Here is an 18,693-nt window from a genome sequence, read left to right as displayed (position 1 = left end):
CCGCAGTCCGCCTGAACCAATCAAGATCGGACTCTACGAAACTCGGGGCAGCTCAATGGACTTCACGGCGTTCTGGTTGTTCTTCCCGGAGATGAACTTCTCCCGGTCCTTGCGCCCGGCCGCCAGACGACGCACCCGGATCTCGGTGCCGTCGACGATGCCGGTCTGTCCGCTCACACCAAGATGGTCGACAACCTCGGCGAGCGTGCGCAGTCGGATGTCGGGCGCGACGGTGCAGCCCCGCTCGGCGAGCAACGGCCGCACTTCACCGATCGCACGCGTGATGGTGGAGCGGTCGACACCGAACCAGCAGGCCAGCACGTCGTGCGTGGCGCCATGGCGGAGGACCACCAGCGTGGCCGGCGGACGGTCATCGAAGACCAGCTTGTGCTTGGCCCCGGCGCTGATAGCCCGGCGGCGAGGGCGCGACGTCAGCACGGCCTGATGCCGCTCGTGCCGCAACGGGCCGATCTGAGATGCGAGTTCAGCGATCACACCAAGCATCAGCCGGTGATCCGCTGGTTACGGATGATTGCCGCACGCGCCCGGTTCTCCGCCGAACAGATCATGATCAACGATCAAGGTGTCGACGCGCCACCGCCAACCATGCACGAACTCGTCAGCTGACTGGGCCCGACATCTGCCACGGCAAAAGGGCACCATCCACCAGGCGTACCGCGACGGCATGGAGGACCGGCTCGGCACGCGCTGGACGTCGCTCAGGCTGCTTCCTCTCCAGGGCCACACGAATCGCCTCGTGGGCCGGAAGTCCACGGTTCCGTCTTGTGCCAAGCGGGGCCAGGGCGCAGCAGGTCAGGGTTTTCGCGTTCTCATCCGCACCCGGCCGCAGGGCACCCTTGCCATACTGGTGGCTGGGGGTGCGGGATGCCAGAACAGCGGCCATCACGCCAGGAGTTGATCCGGCGGCGGCGCCGGATCGGCTTCGTGGGCCGACGCGGCGAGATGAACGCGTTCCGGGAGAACCTCGCCCAGGACCCGGAAGGCGACGACTACCAGTTTCTGTTCCATGTGCGGGGCAACGCCGGTGTGGGCAAGACCTCGCTGCTGCGGCAGTGGGATGCGGTCGCCCGTGAACAGGGCGCGGCCACGGTGTATCTCGACGACGGCGTGCACAGCGCCGTGGAGGCGATGGCGGAGATCGGCGACCGGCTCGGCCTTCAGGGCTTGGAGCTGCGCCGCTTCGACAAGCTGCTGGCAACGTTCCGCCAGCGCGAGCACGACGCGCAGTCGGCCCGGGACACCCAGACGGCCGCAGAGGGCGTCGGCGCCGCGCAGCCGCCCGTGGCCTCGCTCCCGGCGTCGGTCGCCGCGCAGGTGGGTTTGGCCGGCCTCGGGATGGTCCCGGTCGTCGGGGCATTCGCCAACGCCGTCGATCCACAACAGGTCGCCCAGGGCGCGGACCGGCTGCGGGCCGCGCTGGGAGCACGGCTGCGATCCCACGACGACGTACAGCTCGTCATGGACCCGGTGCGTGCCCTGACCCCGGTGTTCCTGGCCGACCTGGCGGAGGCGGCACGGCGGCGGTCACGGATGGTGCTGTTCTTCGACGTGTACGAGCGGACCGGCCCGGTGCTGGACGAGTGGCTGCGCGACATCGCGTTCGGCGACATCCACGGCGTCCTTCCGGCGAATGTCCAGATCGTGCTGTCCGGACAGGGCCGACTGTCCACCCAGAGCTGGAGCGACTGGCTCGACCTGGTCACGGAGGTACCGCTGGAGGTGTTCACCGAGGAGGAGGCGCGCTCGCTGCTGGCACTGCGGGGCGTCACCGACGAGCGGGTCGTCGAGGTCGTACTGCGCCTGTCCGGTCGGCTCCCCGTACTGGTGCACACCCTGGCTCAGGCCCCGCCTGATTCCGACCACGCAGTGGGCGACCCCTCGGAGACGGCCGTGGATCGGTTCCTGAAATGGGAGACGGACCCGGCGCGACGGACAGCCGCCCTGGCCCTGGCCCTCCCCCTTCAGTTCGACGAGGACGTCTACCGTGCCGTCGCCCCGCCGGAGGCCGCCGAGCAGTACGGGTGGGTGCGCCGGCTCGCCTTCGTCGCCGATCAGGCCGGGCGCTGCCGTTACCACGACGTCGTACGCGCTTCCATGCTGCGATTGCAGCGCCTGCAGTCCCCGACCCGCTGGCGTGCCGCGCATGATCTGCTCGCGGAGACCTTCCGTACCTGGCGGACGAAGCGGGAGGAGAGCCTGCCGAGTGCCGAACGCTGGGGTGACGCGGCCTGGCGCGAACACCGGTACAACGAGACCTACCACCGCCTGTGCTCCGATCCACGCCGCGCACTGCCGGACGCGCTCACCGAGACCGTCCACTCCTGCGAGCACGGGAGCTCCACGGCCCGGCGCTGGGCACAACTGCTCGCCCGGGCCGCGACGGACAGCGCGGACGAGGGCCTGGAAGCATGGGGCGAACGGCTGACCGGCGCGTCCCGGGATGACCCCACGGCCGTCCCGGCCATCCTCGACGCGTTGCTCGCCCACTCCGGCATGGACACCGCGGGGCAGGTGCGCGCCCGAGTCGCGCGCGGGCGACTGCACCGGCGTGCGGAGCGGAACGAGGCGGCGCTCGCCGACCTGACCGCGGCCCTGGCCCTGGAACCGCGGCACGACGACGCCCTGGTGGAGCGCGCCTTCACCCATGAGCAGATGGGAAATCCGGCGGACGCTCTCGCTGACATGAATGAGGCGATCCAGGTCCGCCCCGATGATGCCTGGACGCACGTGATGCGGGGGCACGTCAACCTGACGGCCGGGCACCACGCCGCGGCGCTCACCGACTTCGACCGTGCTCTCGAACTCGACCCCGAGCAGGAGTGGGCACACGCCCGCCGAGCCGAAGTCCATTGCATCGAGGGACGCTACGAGGACGCGCTGGCGGATCTGGACCGCGCGCTCGCCATCGACCCCGAGTACACCTGGGCCCACGCGGAGCGGTCCCGGTGCCTGAGCGGTCTGGAACGGTGGGACGAAGCGCTCCGAGCCATGGCGCGGGCGGCCGACCTGGACTCCGAATCGCAGTGGCACCGTGCCCAATTCGCCGGCCTGCTCCTCAGTCTCGGCCGGCACGCGGAGGCACTCCGGGAGGTGGACCAGGCCCTGGCCGCCCCGTATGAACATGGGCCGAGGGGCCGTGCCTGGCCCCACGCGCTCCGTGCCTGGGCCTTGCACGGGCTCGGCCGTGACACCGAAGCGCTCGCCGGCCTCGATCGCGCGATCTCCGTCGATGACGAGTACACGCTTTCCTTCGCGATGCGCGGATGGCTGTTGTGGGAGGAGGGGCAGCTCGCCGCAGCAGAACGGGACTTCGACCGGTCGCTTGCCGACGATCGGCTGTGGCCGTGGCCCCTCTGCGGCCGCGGCGTGGTTCGTCTGTACGCCGGGCGCTACGAAGACGCAGTCGACGACTTCAGCCGGGCCTTCACCATCCAGTGCGGCATCGCCGACGCGGAAAGCGAGGTCGCTCGGCCTCTGGTGGAACTGCTGCGGCAGCATCTGCCCGCGAACCGTGCCGCCGTCACGGCCGCGATCAGACTCGGAGCACTCCTCACCAACCAGGTGCAGTGGCCCGGCGTGACGCGGCAGGCGGCCTCCGTTCTGGCCCTGCGCCCCAGCCTCGGGCTGCTGACCGGCGGCTCCCGAATTCTGGGGCGCGTTGTCACGGCGCTCGACGACCCACCAGACGGCGCGGACACGAAGCGGACCACCTGGACGCGGAAACTCCTGGCCCCCATCCTGCGCGCCCTCGACCCGTGGGGATAGCACCCGGAACCAGGCTGGCCACCGGCTGCGCCGAGGAACGCGGAGTCCGTCGCGCCGCGGGCCGCCTTGTGGACCATCCGGCGACCAGCCGCCCAAGTTACGCACGGGCGAGGCAATCCGGTCCCGCCGTATTCGTGCACAGGGGACTCACGCGCTACACGATTCGAACTGACTATCGAACACCGTCGGGTTCGAGTGGGTGCTCTCCCGCAAGGGCGCCCCGAACATCAAGGGCCTGGGCAAGCTCCGCTACGTCGTCGAGTAGACCTTCGCCTGCGAGCGGACCACCAGCTCCTCGATCTTCGGCAGACAGCCGTCGATCTTCCGGGCCCTGTGCCCGCCTTCGGCCTGTGCCGCAGCACATCGCTTCGAGGACATGTGGATGGACGTGGAGATGCCCGTGTCCGGCGCCCCCGGCCGTGCCGAACCTGCCGTGTATCGGCTGTCCCCGACCTTTCGAGTTCCTGTCGATGCGTTGCGTGCCGTGTCGGATCCCACCGCGGGCGGCGATCATCGAGGCGTGAACAAGACCCGCCTGCTCGTCGTGGACGACGATCCGCCCATCGCCGACCTCGTTGCCACGGTCGCCCGGTACGAAGGCTGGGATGCCGAGACCGCGTACTGCGGCGCGGACGCGCTCCGGCTGGCCGAGGAGTTCCGGCCCGACATCGTGGTGCTGGACGTGATGCTCCCCGACCTGGACGGATTCCGGGTCCTGGACGGGCTGAGGGCGCTGGACCGGGCGCTGCCGGTGGTGTTCCTCACCGCGCGTGACGGTGTGGCCGACCGGGTCGCGGGCCTGACCCGGGGAGGCGACGACTACCTGGTCAAGCCGTTCGCGGTGGAGGAGCTCATGGCCCGGCTGCGCACCGTCCTGCGGCGCACCGCCGGCCTTCCGGCCGAGCCGTCGCTGCTGCGGGTCGCGGATCTCGTGATGGACGAGGAGTCCCGCGAGGTACGGCGTGCCGGGCAGGTGATCACCTTGACCCCGACGGAGTACGACGTCCTGCGCTATCTGCTGCGCAAGTCGCCGGCGGTTCTGTCGAAGGCGCAGATCCTCGACCATGTGTGGCAGTACGACTTCGGGGGCCGGACCAATGTGGTGGAGCTGGTCGTGTCCCGGCTGCGCCGCAAGCTCGACGGTGATGCCGAGGGCGGCGGAGTCGGCTCGGGTCAGCTCATCCATACCGTGCGCGGTGTCGGTTATGCCCTGCGGGCGGCTGCCCGATGACCGCAGGGCTGCGCCGTGCCTGGCGCGCCGTGCGGCTGCGTACCCGCCTGGCCCTGGGTCTGGGAGCGCTGGCCCTGGCGGTGTTCGCCATCGTGGGGGCCGCGATGGTGACGCACATGGAGGACTTTCTGGAGCGCCAGCTCGATCAGCAGATGCGGGTGTCGCAGTTCGCTCAGGCGAAGGACGTCGCCCAGCGCGGGGCCCTGACCGGTGGACCGTACAACTGGTTCACCGCCGTGTACGACGTCAAGGACGGCTCGGCGGTGCCGCGCGATGCGAGCGACCTGCCGGCCGACGGCCGCGCCCGCGCAGCCCTCGACGCCGTGGCGATGGACAGCGCGGGTTCGCCCTCGGGGGTCTACCGGACCTTGCACCTGGAGGGGAGCGGCGATTACCGGGTGCGCGGCTGTGCGTCCGATTCAGGGGCCGTGCTGGTCAGCGCCGCTCCGATGACCGAGATCCACTCCACCGTGCGGCAGCTGGTGACGGTGGGGACCGTCGTATTCGCGATCGCGCTCCTGATCCTCGTGGTCCTCGGACAGCGACTGATCCGCCGGGGCCTGCGCCCCCTCAGCGAGATGGCGCGCACGGCCCGCGACATCACCTCGCGCGACCTCACGGACTCGGCTCGCCTGCCGGTGCGTGCCCAGGGCGGCAGCGGCGGCCCCGAGGCCGAGGAACTGCGCACGGCCTTCAACACCATGCTCGCGCACATCGACAACGCGTTCGCGGCCCGCGCCGAGGCCGAGCAGCGGCTGCGCCGCTTCGTCGCGGACGCCTCGCACGAGCTGCGCACCCCGCTGATGTCCATCCGCGGATACGCCGACCTGTTCCAGTACGCGGCGGCCAACGCCCCGCGGGAGCGTGAACTGCATCTGGCGCGCCTGCGCTCCGAGGCAGCCAGGATGAGTGTGCTCGTGGACGATCTGCTGCTGCTCGCCCGGCTGGACGCGGCCGAGGAGGACGCGCCCCTGCACAAGGAGCCGGTGGATCTGGAGGAACTGGTCCAGCAGGCCGCGGACGCCTTTCGTGCCGGTCACCCGGACCACCCCCTGACCGTTCAGGCGGGCCCGGGACCGGTGCGTGGGCAACTCGACCCGCTGCGTATCCGGCAGGTCCTGGACAACCTGCTCACCAACGCCGCGGTCCACACGCCGGCGGGCACCGCGGTCTTCGTGGCGCTGTCCGTCGACGGGGATGCGGCAGTGGTCCGGGTCGGTGATGCCGGTCCCGGTATTCCGGCCGACGAACAGCAGCGCGTCTTCGACCGCTTCTACCGGATCGACACGGCCCGCAGCCGCGAGCGAGGCGGCAGCGGTCTGGGCCTCGCGGTGGCACGGTCGCTGGTCGCGGCGCACGGCGGCACGATCGACGTGACCAGCCGAGCCGGCTCGACCGTGTTCACGATGACGATCCCGCTCACGCGGGCGGACCCGGAACCGGCGTGAAAGGCACCGCCCGCTCCCGGGCCCCCGGCGTGCCCCGCACGCGGGACGCCGCACCACCCGGCCCGTGCCGGCTTTCGCGCGCGACGTGGCGAACCGGAGTCGCCCTGTCCCCATCCTGTACGGAGGAGTTCAGCATGTCCCGAAGACATCGCCATCGGCTGGGCACCGTACTCCTGCCTTGGATCCCGTGCCGACGGCGCCGTGTACCGCACGGACCCGCGCACCGGCCGGGGGCGGTGGAGACGGTGGATCTGCGCGAACGCCCCCGGGCGAGGCATCCCTCGGCACGTTCACCACGCCGCCCACCCGGAGACCGCCCACAGCGCCGTCGCCGCGCCGCCAAAGGTGTGACACGAAGGGATCCGGGCTCGCGTCAGCCCATCTGATCCTGCGCCGACAGATGTTCCACCGTGACACCGGTTTCCGTGAAGGTCCGCGTCACGTGCCACGAGCTGTAGACCCACAGAATACGCAGCGGCGTGGCGCCGACATTGCGGAACAGATGAGGGATGGGGGAGGGGATGTACGTGGTGTCGTACCGCTCGAGCCGGGTCACGTCACCGTCCGCACCGCCGACGACGACCTCCGCCTCGCCGTCGAGGACGGTGACGTGCTCATCGCAGTTGTGGGAGTGCAACGGGGCGCCGGAACCGACGGGGTAGACGCTGATCCCGCTGGTGATCCGGTTCTCGCCGCCGGCGGACGGTGTGGTGATCAGCGGCGTGGTCACGACGGCGCCTCCCCGGTCGAGCAGTGGCACGTTCGCGACCTTGATGATCGTGGTCATTCTGGTTTTCCTCCGGGGTCTCGCCAGTTGTCCGGACGGTCGACCGTAAGGGGCTACCCGGGCTCGCGGATGCCCTCCAACGTGCAGTTTTACGTTGCATTCCGGGAAGGGTGAGCTTTCCTCGCCCGGCTGTACCGTCTGCGGCACCCAACGGCGGCTTGTTCCGCGACGGAAACATGCCGGAAAGAGAAGGCAGGTATCGGCCATATGAGGCTTCCCGTTCTCAGTGATGAGGAAATGACCCCGCGCCAGCAGGAGTTGGCAGCCCGGATCGCAGGTCGGCGTGGTGCGGTCCGTGGTCCGTTCCGGGTGTGGCTGCACAGCCCGGAGATGTGCGAGCGTGCCGAGTCGCTAGGCGCGTTCGCCCGCTTCGACTGCGATCTGCCCAAGCATCTGCGGGAGCTGGCGCTCCTGATGGCTGCACGGAACTGGGACGCCCAGTACTCCTGGAACGCCCACGTGCACCAGGCCATCGAGGCCGGAGTACCCGAAGCTGCCGTCAAGGCCATCGCCGAAAAGCGTGACGCGCTCTTCGAGAGCCCGGCCGACCAGGCCTTCTATCAGTTCTGCCGCGAGATCCTCGAAGACCATTTCGTCCGTGAGGAGAGCTTCGACCAGGCCCTTGAGCACTTCGGGCCCAAGGGCCTGGTCGACACCATCGGCGCGCTCGGCAACTTCACCATGCTCGGCATGTGCCTGAACACCTTCCAGGTCGACCTCCAGGCCGACAAGGAGCCCCCGTTCCCGGACATCCGCGGATACGGGCGCATCGACACCGCATCCGCCTGAAGTACCGAACAGCCCGGCCCACCTTCCTTTTCCCCTCTTCTTGGCAGTGCTCGGCGCAAGGAGGCGCTCAGTCCATGAGAAGCAACGAGAGCAGCAGGAACGGCAGCAGGAACGGCAGCAGGAGGAAGCTGCTCGCACTCGCCTGCGCGGTGGCCATGACGGCCCTCGCAGGTTGTACGGCGGGCTCCGACGAGCCGGGCGAATCCGCCTCCGGTGTCCTGGCCGCCAACTGGGGCGGCTTCCCGGAGAGCTGGGCGCCGGGCGCTGAGATGGAAGCCGGCTATATGCGTGTCCCGTACGAGAACCTGGTGGCGCTCGACGCGCAGGGCGAGGTGCAGCCGGTCCTCGCCACCGAGTGGGACCAGACGGACGAGGCGCTGACGCTCACCCTCAGGGAAGGAGTGACGTTCCACGACGGCACTTTGTTCGACGCCGAGGCGGTCAAGGTCAACCTGGAGTCCATACGCGACGGCAAGACCGCTTACGCGGGTCCGCTCAAGGTGATCAAGTCCGTCGACGCCGTCGATGCCCGCACCGTGCGCATCAACCTCTCCGAGCCGGCCCCGTCGCTGCTCACCCAGTTGTCCACGAGGGGTGCCCCCATGGGCAGCCCGAAGGCCATCAAGGCCGGCACCATCGCTCAGACCCCGGTCGGCACCGGCCCCTGGGCGTACGACGCGAAGTCCTCCACCAAGGGCACCCGCATGTCATTCGCGTATTACGACGGCTACTGGGGCGGCGAGGACAGCGTCGGCTTCCGGACGATCGAGCTGTATGCGATCCCCGAGGACACCGCGGCCACCGGCGCGCTGTCCACCGGCGAGATCTCCCTCACCGACACCGAGGCGAACCAGTTCAGCCGGATCGATCGCGGCGCCGACCTGAAGCACCTGGGCTATCCCGCGATCCGCAACAATCCGATGTTCTTCGACCGCGGGAACGGAGGTGCCTTCGAGGACGTCAGGGTCCGGCAGGCGGCCTGCTACGCCCTCGACACGGAGGAGATCGCCAAGCTGGAACCGGACTTCAAGGTTCGCAGCCAGCACTTCAGCGAGGGCGAGCAGGGCCACAACCCCGGCGTCACCGGCTACACCCACGACCTGGACAAGGCCAAGGAGCTGATGGCCGAGGCCGGCAACCCCCAGATCGAAGTCGAGATGCTCGCGGCCCCGTTCAACGAGAAGCAGATGCAGGTGTACGCCCAGCAGCTCGCGAAGATCGGCATCAAGGTCTCCGTGCAGGCCGCGGCCCCGCCGCAGTACTTCTCCCAGTGGAACAGCGGGCGCTACGCCCTGGGCCTCGGCGGCAACGACGAACTGACCCCGTACGACTGGTACAAGGCGTGGTTCGCCGAGCAGGCCCCCGGCAACCCCTCGAAGACGGAGAGCGCCGAGCTGAAGGAAGCCGCCGCGGCGGCCATCGCCGCCGGTGCCTCCGAAGAGGCCGACGAACTATGGCGGAACGTCACCAAGATCATTTCTGATGAGGCTCTGACCTGCGCCCACGTGGCGGGCGAGGAACTGATCGCCTGGAACACGAAGCGTGTCACCGGGGTCAAGGCGCCCACCCAGCTCTGGGAGACCAACGCCATCGACTACAAGGCCCTGCGTCCGGCCGGGGAGTGACCTGAGATGACCCTCGCCCGTATCGCCGACGGGCGCGGGGCCTGCGCGGGGCGGAGGCGATGATGGGAAAGCTCATCACCTACCGCCTCGCCCTGGCCCTGCCTCAGTTGGCCATGGTCTCCCTGCTCGTGTTCTTCCTGACGTACCTGGTGCCCGGCAGCCCCGCCGCCGCCATCCTGGGCGCCGCCGCCACCCCGGAGAGCCTCGCTCTGACCGAGGCCGAACTCGGCCTGGACCAGCCGCTTGTGAACCGCCTCGCCGACTGGTTCGGTGCCGCCTTCACCGGGGACCTGGGCACCTCCTACTCCAACGGTCTCCCGGTCGGTGAACTGGTCGCGGAGCGGCTTCCCGCGACGCTGTCCCTGGTCGGCGGCGGCCTGGTCTTCGCCGGGGCCGTGGGTGTCCTGCTCGGCGTGCTCGCCGCGCTGCGGCCCGGTCCCGTCGACCGGCTCATCAACGGGGGTACGTCCCTGGGCCTGGCGATCCCCGAGTTCTGGTTCGGCCTGGTCCTCTCGCTGGTCTTCGCGGTCCACCTGGGCTGGGTCCCGGTGGTCGCGTACACCCCGCTCGCCGAGGACCCCGCCGCCTGGTTCACCGGTCTGATCCTGCCGTCGATCGCGCTCGGCGCCCCCGCGGCGGCGATGATCGCCCGGCAGACCCGCGGTTCCATGGCCAAGGCTCTGCGGGCTCCCTACATCGACAGCCTGACCGCGGTCGGCGTGCCCCGCACCCGGATCGTGCTGCGCTACGCCCTGAAGAACGCCATGATCCCGGTCCTCGCCTCCACCGGTCTCACCCTGCGCATCCTGATCGGCGCGAGCTTCGTCGTCGAGGCGGTCTTCGCCGTGCCCGGTATGGGCGAACTGCTGCTGCACAGCGTGATCGGCAAGGACTACCCCGTCGTCCAGGGGGCCGTCCTGGTGGTGGCCGTCCTCGTCATCGGCGTCAATCTCGTCCTGGACGTGGGCTACGGCCTGCTCGACCCGAAGGTTCGTCCGCAATGACCATGACCGAGAAGAAGGCAACGCCCGAAACGTCCGAGTCCGCTCGACCGCGCAAGGCGGCCCGCCGCGGACTGCCGTACCAGCTGCTGCGCCGGCCGGGGACCGCCATCGCCATCGGGGTGCTGCTCGTGCTGGCAGTGGCCGCCCTCACTGCCGGGCTGCTCGCCCCGTACGACCCGACGGCACATGACTACGACGCGGTCCTCCTGGGCCCCGGCGGCGAACACTGGCTCGGAACGGACGACCTGGGCCGCGACACCCTCAGCCGCCTGCTGCACGGCACCCGCGTCGCCCTGCTGGTCTCGGTCGGCGCGGTCGGCGTGGCCATGGTCATCGGCGTACCGATCGGCCTGCTGCTCGGCTACCGCGGCGGATGGACCGACCGGCTGGGCTCCCGGCTCCTCGACGTGTCGGACGCGCTGCCGGGCATCATGGTCGGCTTCGCCGTCATCGCCATCCTGGGGCGCGGACTGATGTCCCTCATGCTCGCGATCGGCCTGATCTTCTGCATGAGCTTCGCCCGGCTGACCCGCGCGGTGACCCTCGCCGAGCGCGAACGCCAGTACGTGGAGTCCGCACAGGTCGCCGGCCTGCGCACACCGGACATCCTGTTCCGGCACGTGCTGCCGAATCTCACCGGACCACTCGCCGTGCAAGCGGCCGGTTTCCTCGGCCATGCCGTCGTCATCGAGTCCGTACTGAGCTTCCTCGGCCTCGGGCTCGAATCCGACACCGCCTCCTGGGGCGCGATGCTCTCCCTCGCCGCCGAGCACCAGGCCGAGCAGCCCTTCCTCGTCTTCCCCGCCGGCGTCGCCATCGTGCTGACGGTGCTCGCGTTCAACGTGATCAGCGACGGCATCAACGACGCCCTCATCGGTGGCGGCCGGGCCTCGATGAGCCGCCGCTTCCGCGGTGTGCTCCAGGCCTCGGCCAAGCACACCGCCACGGCACCGGCCCCGGCCGGCGAGGCCGAGGACCCCGCCGCGCACGGCGAAGCCGAACCCGCCGCCCGGCCGGCCTCCGCCGCGGATGGCGGGGCCGTGCTGGACGTGCGGCACGTCGGCGTCGCCCTCGACGGTCCCGACGGTCCCGTGCCGCTGGTCGAGGACGCCTCTCTCACACTGGGCGACGGCGAAGTCCTCGGTCTGCTGGGCGAATCGGGTTCCGGCAAGTCGATCCTGGCGCGCTCCGTCCTCGGTCTGCTGCCCCGCGGCATCCACCTGACCGAGGGCTCGGTGCGGCTGGGCGGGGAGGAGATCTCCCGGCTCGGGGAGAAGGAGCTGCGCCACCACCGCGGCAGCGGTATCTCCGTCGTGCTGCAGGACCCCATGACCGCCCTGTCCCCGGTGCACACCGTGGGCCGGCAGCTGTGCGAACCGCTGCGGCAGCACTTCGGCATGTCCAGGGAAAAGGCGCGCGCCCGTGCCGTCGAACTGCTCACCCGGGTCGGTGTGCGCGACGCGCAGCGGCGCCTGGACGACTACCCCCACCAGTTCTCGGGCGGCATGGCCCAGCGCGTCGCCATCGCCATGGCGCTCGCCGCCGGTCCCAAGGTGCTCATCGCGGACGAAGCCACCAGCGCGCTCGACGTCACCACCCAGAGCCAGGTCCTCGACCTGCTCCTGGAACTGCGCGACGAGTTCAGCATGTCCATCATCATGATCACTCATGACCTCGGTGTGGTGGCCGAGACGTGTGACCGGGTCGCTGTCCTGTACGCCGGGCAGGTCGTGGAGTCCGGCGAGGTCTCCGACGTGCTGCACCGGCCCCGCCACCCCTACACGGCCGCGCTGATGGCCTCCAGCCCCTCCGGCGACGTCACCGGAGGGCGTCTGGCCACCATCCCCGGCCAGGTACCGCCGGCCGGCTCCTGGCCGGTGGGCTGCCACTTCGCCGACCGCTGCTCCTTCACCAAGGACAGCTGCCGGCGGCACCCCGTACCCCTGGAACAGGACGTGCGCTGCACTCGCGCCGACGAGCTCACCCTGGAGGTGTCCAAGTCATGACACCCCCTGTGTCAACCTCACCCCGTTGGAGCCAGTTCTTGGGCTGCCGGTGTTGGGGTTGTGAGACGTTGCAGTCCGCCGTGCCGGTGGGGCTGATAGGGCTCGTTGTTGAGCCAGCAGCGGTGGATGACGCGGATCCAGGCGCGGGCCAGGACCCGGACGGCGTGGGGATGGTCCATGCCGCGGGCTCGGGCGCGTTGGTAGATGTCCGCAGCCCAGTCACTCTCGTGACGGCTGTTGTCCGCGAAGGTGGTCATGGCCCGGCGGAAGCGTTTGCTGCAGGCCCACCGGTAGGACACTCCACGCATCCGTCCCGATGCCTTGGTGACCGGCGCGACGCCCGCGAACGCGGCGATCGCGTCCGGACCGTCGTAAGCCGTGCGGGAGTCGCCCCATTCGGCCAGGATCTGAGCGGCGTTGACCTGCCCGGCCCTGGGCAGCGAGGTGAAGATCCGCCCGTCGGGATGCTGGTTCAGGTGGCTGGCAACCGACCGGTCGAGGTCCTTCTTCACCGGCCCCAGTGTCTTCAGCACGGTGACCAGCGCGATCACTGCGTCGCGGCCTGCCTCGGTGTGATGCTCGGCAGTGACTCCCGCCGGGGTCCGGCGCAGGCGTTTGACCAGCTCGTCGGGGCTGCGGCGGCCGCAGTAGCCGTGCTTGACGCAGAATGCGGCCATGCGCTTCTCGCCCAGCAGGGCGGCGGAGTTCGGGGTCGGGTAGCGGGTCAGGAACTCCAGCGCGATCGGCGACTCGACGTCCGCGAACAGGGTCTTGGCTCCGGGCCAGAAGACGTCCAGCAGCGAGGAGAGCATGTTGGTGGCCATCACCCGCAGCCGCACGATGTCGTCCCGGGTGCGGACCACGGTCCGCAGGGCCTTGGTCTGATCGCTGAACGGGCGGGCCGCGCTGAGCCTGTGGTGCCGCAGCCGCAGGTACTCCGCGATGACCATCGCGTCCCCGGGGTCGGACTTCGCGCCGGAGAGGACCTCAGCGTCCCGCCATGCCTTGATGGCATTGGACTTCACCGGCACGACCGGGTGTCCGGCCTCCAGCAGCAGGTCGACCAGACGCCCGTCCGGCCGCTCGACCGCCACCGGAATGTTCTCCGCGTCACCAAACCGGGCCAGTCGGCGCACCAGCTGCTCGAATCCGAGCGCGGTGTGGGTGATGTTGAACTCGGACTTGGCCCTGCCGGCTCCGTCCAGGACGCAGACCGCGTGCTCAGCCGATCCCCAGTCGATTCCGACGTAGTGCTCGCTCTCGGGCAGTGCCACAGCTCTCCTCGTGCCTATCAGCGACAGGCCGGTGACGAAGCTGAGCCCCGGGCGGTCACTGACTGGCGCTCTGCGGCGCGTCCCTCTGTTGCCGGTCGACAGCTCCGGAAGAACCGGGGGCGGCAGTGTCATGAGGGCCCTCAACGGGCTACCACCACGGGCCGTCACCCCGGCTCTCACCGGCATCAAACCACGAGCCCCCAACTAGCGCCCGCAGAAAGGATGGTGGACCAGTGACCACCGCACCTCTCACACCGTCCCCGGCCGGGGACGACAACCCTCTGCTGCGGATACGCGACCTCCGGGTCAGCTACGGCGCGGGCCGCGCCGCGTCCTGGCGGCGCACCGACAGCACCGCGGTCGACGACGTCAGCTTCGACATCCTCCGCGGCGAGACCCTGGGGCTCGTCGGCGAGTCGGGGTCCGGTAAGTCCACCATCGGGCGTGCCATCCTGCGCCTCGTCGAACCCACCGGCGGATCGATCATCTTCGACGGCCGCGAGGTCACCGCCTTCGGCCGGTCCACGCCGCTGTCCTACCGGCGCGATGTGCAGGCGGTCTTCCAGGACCCCGCTTCCTCCCTCAACCCCCGCCACCTCGTGCGCGAGGCCGTCACCGGCCCGCTGCGCCGTCACGGCAGGGGCACGCGGAGCGAGCGTGAGGAGGCCGCCGCGCAGGCGTTTCGTGACGTCGGCCTCAGCACGGCACTGCTGAACCGCTATCCCATGGAGCTCTCCGGCGGCCAGCGGCAGCGCGTGGCCATCGCACGCGCCATCGCGCTGCGGCCCCGCCTGGTGGTGTGTGACGAAGCGGTCAGCGCCCTGGACGTCTCCACCCAGAGCCAGATCGTCAACCTTCTCGCCGACCTGCGGGAAACGACCGGGATCACCTTCTTGTTCATCACCCACGACCTGCGTCTGGTGCGCCATATCTCGCAGCGCGTCGCGGTCCTTAAGGCGGGCCGGCTCGTCGAGTGCGCGGACACCGAGCTGCTCTTCCGCTCCACCCAGCAGCCCTACACCCGCAGGCTGCTCGCCGCGAGCCCCTCCACCGACCCGGACGGCCGCGAACACCGCCGTGCCCGCCGTGCCGCTCACCGGTCGGCCAATCCATGACGAGCCCAGGCGGCGCACGCCGCGACCGCCCCTGATCCGAAGTCCCCGGCCCGGGGCGGCTTTGCCCGCCCGACCGGCTCACCACCCATCTCATCGCACGGCACAGGGCACCGCCCACCGCCCTTGCCCCAGGAGGAACCCTTGGACCGCCTTCTCCTCATGCACAGCTTCGTCACCGTCGCCCGGACGGGCAGCTTCAACGGAGCCGCCAAGAAGATGAGCTCCTCCGGCTCCCTTGTCTCCCGGCATGTCGCCGAGCTGGAGCGGCAGGTGGGAGTGCGCCTGGTGAACCGCACGGCCCGCTCCGTGAGCCTGACGGAACAAGGCAGGCATTACGCCGAGTTCGCGGCCCGTATCCTCGACGAGATCGACGCCGAGGACTCCCGCATCGCACAGTCGCACGATCGCGCCGAGGGAACACTCAGCATCATCTGCCCCAAATGGATCGGCAGTCTGGACCTCGGGGACGCCATCGCCGAGTTCTCCGCGGTGCATCCGAAGATCCAGGTCCGCTTCGAGCTGGGCGGCATGTCCGACCGGACGTACGACTTCCTGGACAGCGGGTTCGACGTGGCCTTCCACACCCGGGACCTGCGGGACTCCAGCGTGCGGCTGAAGAAGATCGCCTCCCTGCCCTTCGTCCTGTGTGCCGCAGAGGACTACCTGGAGCGGCATGGACCACTCGACGAGCCGAACAGCATCAACTCCCACGACTGCCTCGTCCACGTCAACGACCCGGTCTGGCGTATCGGCCACGGGCATTCCTCGGCCCTGCACAAGATCCGCAATGTGGCGTTCTCCTCCAACTCCTACCTCGCGCTGCAGAAGGTCGCCGTGCACGGCCGCGGACTGGCACTGCTGCCGCAGCGCTCCGCGTACGACGACCTGATGTCCGGCGCCCTGCAGGTCCTGCTGCCCGACATCGGCGTCCCCGACCGGCCGCTGTACGCGATCTACGGCCCCGGACCGGACACTCCGAGGAAGGTCAGCGTGTTCCTCGACTTCCTCGCCCAGTGGTTCGCCGACCATCCCATCGCGGCGATCAGCAGCTGACCGCCGGTCCCGCACCGGGCCACATGGCGCGCAAGAAAGGGTTGCAAGGCCCGCGCGCTCCGTCTGTTGAGGCCGGCAAACCGCCATCCATACGATCACCGGGCATCCGTGACCGCACGATCCGTGCCCGTGCCACCGCGAAACGAGGCAGCCATGGGAATCCAGCGAGTCGAGTCGGTCACCTACGGCGTGGACGATCTCGACACCTGCGTACGGTTCTTCGAGGACTTCGGTCTTCTCCTGGTCGAACGGACCGACGAACACGCCGTCTTCGAGACCCTCACCGGGCAGGACATCCACCTCGACACCCGACCCGGCCCCCTGCTCCCGGCCGCGGTCGAGGACGGTCCCACGCTGCGCGAGATCGTCTGGGGCGTGGACACCCGGCCGGAGCTGGAGCGCCTGGTGGGCGCGGTGGGCCGCGACCGGAACATATGGGAGAGCGCGGACGGCGTCCACCACAGCGTCGACGAGACCGGCTTCGGTGTGGGGCTGGCGCCGGCACGGCCCAGGTCTGTGGGCGTCGCCTCGCCGCCGGTCAATTCCCCGGGCGCTGTGGCCCGGTGGAACACCCCGCTCGCTCCGGTCGGCCAGGTACGCCCGCTGCGTATGTGCCATGTCGCCCTCAACATCCCCAAAGAAGGCAGGGACGAGGCCGTCGCCTTCTACACCGAGCGCCTGGGCTTCCGCCCCACCGACGTCGTCGAGCCGATGGGCGTGTTCCTGCAGGCCCCGGGCGATGACGACCAGCACACCTTCCTGCTCTGCCACCGCCCCGACCGGGCCGGCGTCAACCACATCGCCTACGAGGTCCCGGGCTTCGACGACGTGGTGGAGGGCGGCAATCACATGATCGCCCAGGGCTGGCGCGAGGCCCGCAAGCTGGGCCGGCACACCATCGGCTCCAACATCTTCCGTTTCCTGCACGCCCCGTGCGGCGGGCGCGTCGAGTACGCCTGCGACATGGACCGCGCCGACGAGGCGTACGAGACCCGGGTCCACAAGAGTGCGCCGCCGCACACCATCTGGTCGCTGCGCACCAACCGCGACAGCGACGCGCAGGCCCGCTGACCTGCGAACCCACCGCTTCGAGAGGGCCCCGTCATGACCACAGACCACAGTCACCCCGACGGTGACCGGAGCTATCCGGCCGTACGGATGTACATCGCCGGTGCGTGGCAGCCCGGCTCCACCGGGCGCACCGCCCCCGTCGTCAACCCCGCCACCGAACAGACCATCGGCGCCGTACCGCTCGCCGACGCCACCGACCTCGACCGTGCCCTGCACGCCGCCGCCGACGGCTTCGACACCTGGCGCCGGACCCCGATCGCCCAGCGGACGCAGATCCTGCACGCCGCCGCGGACCTGCTCACCCGGCGAGCGGCCGATGTCGGCCGGATCATGACCCTGGAGCAGGGCAAGCCTCTCAAGGAGTCCACCGGGGAAGCCCTCCGCGTCGCCGACACGCTGCGCTGGCACGCCGACGACGCCCGGCGCGCGTACGGACGCATCATCCCCGCCGCGCCCGGCACCCTGCTGTCCGTACGCCGTGAACCCGTCGGCCCCGTCGCCGCGTTCGTGCCGTGGAACTTTCCGGCGGGCGGACCGATGCGCAAGATCTCCTCGGCCCTGGCCGCCGGCTGCTCGATCGTCATCAAGGCATCCGAGGAGACCCCCGCGACCGCCTGCGCGCTCGTGCGCTGCTTCGCCGACGCCGGGCTGCCGCCGGGGGTGCTCAACCTCGTCTTCGGTGAACCCGCCGAGGTCTCGGCTCACCTGATTTCCTCGCCGGTCACGCGGCTGATCGCCTTCACCGGGTCCGTTCCGGTCGGCAAGCTGCTCGCCGCCGAGGCGGGGAAGGCCATGAAGCCCTCCCTGATGGAGCTGGGCGGCCACGCCCCGGTCGTGGTGTGTGCGGACGCCGACCCCGCCGTGGCCGCCCGCCGCTCGGCGCAGGCGAAGTTCGCCAACGCCGGGCAGGTGTGCACGTCGCCGAGCCGGTTCCTGGTGCACGAGAGCCTGGTCGAGGACTTCACCACGGAGTTCGTGAAGGCCGCCGAATCGGTCGTGGTCGGCGACGGCCTCGACGAGACCACCACCATGGGCCCGCTCGCGAACGAGCGGCGTCTGGCGGCGATGGAGCGGCTGACCGCGGACGCCGTACGCCGCGGCGCCACCGTACGCACCGGCGGACTGCGCCCGGAGCGCGCCGGGTACTTCTTCACGCCGACCGTCCTGACCGACGTGCCGGCCGATGCCGCCCTGATGTACGAGGAGCCCTTCGGACCGCTCGCACCCATCGTGCCGTTCACCGGCCTGGACGAAGTCCTCGCCGTGGCCAACTCGCTTCCCTACGGTCTCGCGGCCTACGGTTTCACCCGGTCCGCAGCCACCGCCGAACGTCTCGCGTCAGGGTTCGAAGCAGGCATCCTCTCGATCAACCACTGCGGCGGCTCGGTGCACGAGGCGCCGTCCGGAGGCGTCAAGGACAGCGGCTACGGGCGTGAGGGCGGACCCGAGGCCCTGGACGCCTACCTGGTCACCAAGCGCGTCTCCCACCTCCTCGAAGGATGAC

Annotated in this window: 15 protein-coding genes; 11 read left to right on the top strand and 4 right to left on the bottom strand. The window is 70.1% G+C overall.

All coding sequences use genetic code 11. The features are described 5' to 3' along the window. Positions 1–33: 33 nt before the first annotated feature. Entirely contained in the window at positions 34–495 is a 462-nt protein-coding gene (locus ACLF6P_RS25755; RefSeq protein ID WP_415953371.1) for a helix-turn-helix domain-containing protein, read from the bottom strand. Positions 496–885: 390 nt separating this feature from the next. On the opposite strand from ACLF6P_RS25755, the gene ACLF6P_RS25750 reads away from it, so the two are divergent. Beyond that, on the top strand, positions 886–3,786 hold the full coding sequence (locus ACLF6P_RS25750; RefSeq protein ID WP_415953370.1) for a tetratricopeptide repeat protein: 2,901 nt from the start codon (positions 886–888) through the stop codon (positions 3,784–3,786). Between the two features lie 249 nt (positions 3,787–4,035). On the opposite strand, the gene ACLF6P_RS25745 is transcribed toward ACLF6P_RS25750, so the two are convergent. Further along, on the bottom strand, positions 4,036–4,164 hold the full coding sequence (locus ACLF6P_RS25745) for a hypothetical protein (RefSeq protein ID WP_415953373.1): 129 nt from the start codon (positions 4,162–4,164) through the stop codon (positions 4,036–4,038). Between the two features lie 142 nt (positions 4,165–4,306). Between ACLF6P_RS25745 and ACLF6P_RS25740 the strand changes: the two genes are divergently transcribed. Beyond that, on the top strand, positions 4,307–5,017 hold the full coding sequence (locus ACLF6P_RS25740; protein WP_415953368.1) for a response regulator transcription factor: 711 nt from the start codon (positions 4,307–4,309) through the stop codon (positions 5,015–5,017). Further along, complete coding sequence (locus ACLF6P_RS25735) at positions 5,014–6,465, top strand: sensor histidine kinase (RefSeq protein WP_415953366.1); 1,452 nt, start codon at positions 5,014–5,016, stop codon at positions 6,463–6,465. The genes ACLF6P_RS25740 and ACLF6P_RS25735 overlap by 4 nt, the downstream gene beginning before the upstream one ends. Positions 6,466–6,838: 373 nt before the next feature. On the opposite strand, the gene ACLF6P_RS25730 is transcribed toward ACLF6P_RS25735, so the two are convergent. Beyond that, on the bottom strand, positions 6,839–7,252 hold the full coding sequence (locus ACLF6P_RS25730) for a cupin domain-containing protein (RefSeq protein ID WP_415953365.1): 414 nt from the start codon (positions 7,250–7,252) through the stop codon (positions 6,839–6,841). 237 nt (positions 7,253–7,489) lie between these two features. On the opposite strand from ACLF6P_RS25730, the gene ACLF6P_RS25725 reads away from it, so the two are divergent. The 4 genes from ACLF6P_RS25725 to ACLF6P_RS25710 all read left to right on the top strand — a co-directional run bounded on the left by ACLF6P_RS25725 (position 7,490) and on the right by ACLF6P_RS25710 (position 12,676). Beyond that, positions 7,490–8,041, top strand: coding sequence for a carboxymuconolactone decarboxylase family protein (locus tag ACLF6P_RS25725; protein ID WP_415953364.1), 552 nt, complete (start codon positions 7,490–7,492; stop codon positions 8,039–8,041). A gap of 74 nt (positions 8,042–8,115) precedes the next feature. Further along, positions 8,116–9,666, top strand: a complete 1,551-nt coding sequence (locus ACLF6P_RS25720) for an ABC transporter substrate-binding protein (protein ID WP_415953362.1) — start codon at positions 8,116–8,118, stop codon at positions 9,664–9,666. A gap of 62 nt (positions 9,667–9,728) precedes the next feature. Further along, a complete protein-coding gene (locus tag ACLF6P_RS25715) occupies positions 9,729–10,670 on the top strand; it encodes an ABC transporter permease (RefSeq protein ID WP_415953360.1) in 942 nt (313 codons plus the stop codon). Continuing rightward, the gene (locus tag ACLF6P_RS25710; RefSeq protein WP_415953358.1) at positions 10,667–12,676 is read left to right on the top strand and encodes a dipeptide/oligopeptide/nickel ABC transporter permease/ATP-binding protein; all 2,010 of its coding nucleotides are present in this window, start codon (positions 10,667–10,669) and stop codon (positions 12,674–12,676) included. Before ACLF6P_RS25715 ends, ACLF6P_RS25710 begins: the two co-directional genes overlap by 4 nt. A 17-nt stretch (positions 12,677–12,693) precedes the next feature. On the opposite strand, the gene ACLF6P_RS25705 is transcribed toward ACLF6P_RS25710, so the two are convergent. Continuing rightward, a complete protein-coding gene (locus ACLF6P_RS25705; protein ID WP_415953356.1) occupies positions 12,694–13,950 on the bottom strand; it encodes an IS110 family RNA-guided transposase in 1,257 nt (418 codons plus the stop codon). Positions 13,951–14,183: 233 nt separating this feature from the next. On the opposite strand from ACLF6P_RS25705, the gene ACLF6P_RS25700 reads away from it, so the two are divergent. The 4 genes from ACLF6P_RS25700 (at position 14,184) to ACLF6P_RS25685 (ending at position 18,692) form a co-directional block, all read left to right on the top strand. Beyond that, positions 14,184–15,065, top strand: a complete 882-nt coding sequence (locus ACLF6P_RS25700) for an ATP-binding cassette domain-containing protein (RefSeq protein WP_415953354.1) — start codon at positions 14,184–14,186, stop codon at positions 15,063–15,065. Positions 15,066–15,206: 141 nt separating this feature from the next. Beyond that, positions 15,207–16,118, top strand: a complete 912-nt coding sequence (locus ACLF6P_RS25695; RefSeq protein ID WP_415953352.1) for a LysR family transcriptional regulator — start codon at positions 15,207–15,209, stop codon at positions 16,116–16,118. Positions 16,119–16,271: 153 nt separating this feature from the next. Next, positions 16,272–17,189: a VOC family protein gene (locus ACLF6P_RS25690; RefSeq protein WP_415953350.1), complete on the top strand. Its 918-nt coding sequence runs from the start codon at positions 16,272–16,274 to the stop codon at positions 17,187–17,189. A gap of 33 nt (positions 17,190–17,222) precedes the next feature. Then, the gene (locus ACLF6P_RS25685) at positions 17,223–18,692 is read left to right on the top strand and encodes an NAD-dependent succinate-semialdehyde dehydrogenase (protein WP_415953349.1); all 1,470 of its coding nucleotides are present in this window, start codon (positions 17,223–17,225) and stop codon (positions 18,690–18,692) included. Position 18,693: the final 1 nt, after the last annotated feature.

The sequence above is a fragment of the Streptomyces lothianensis genome, assembly GCF_047779955.1.
Lineage (GTDB): Bacteria > Actinomycetota > Actinomycetes > Streptomycetales > Streptomycetaceae > Streptomyces.
This window is presented reverse-complemented; position numbering and strand designations above follow the sequence as displayed.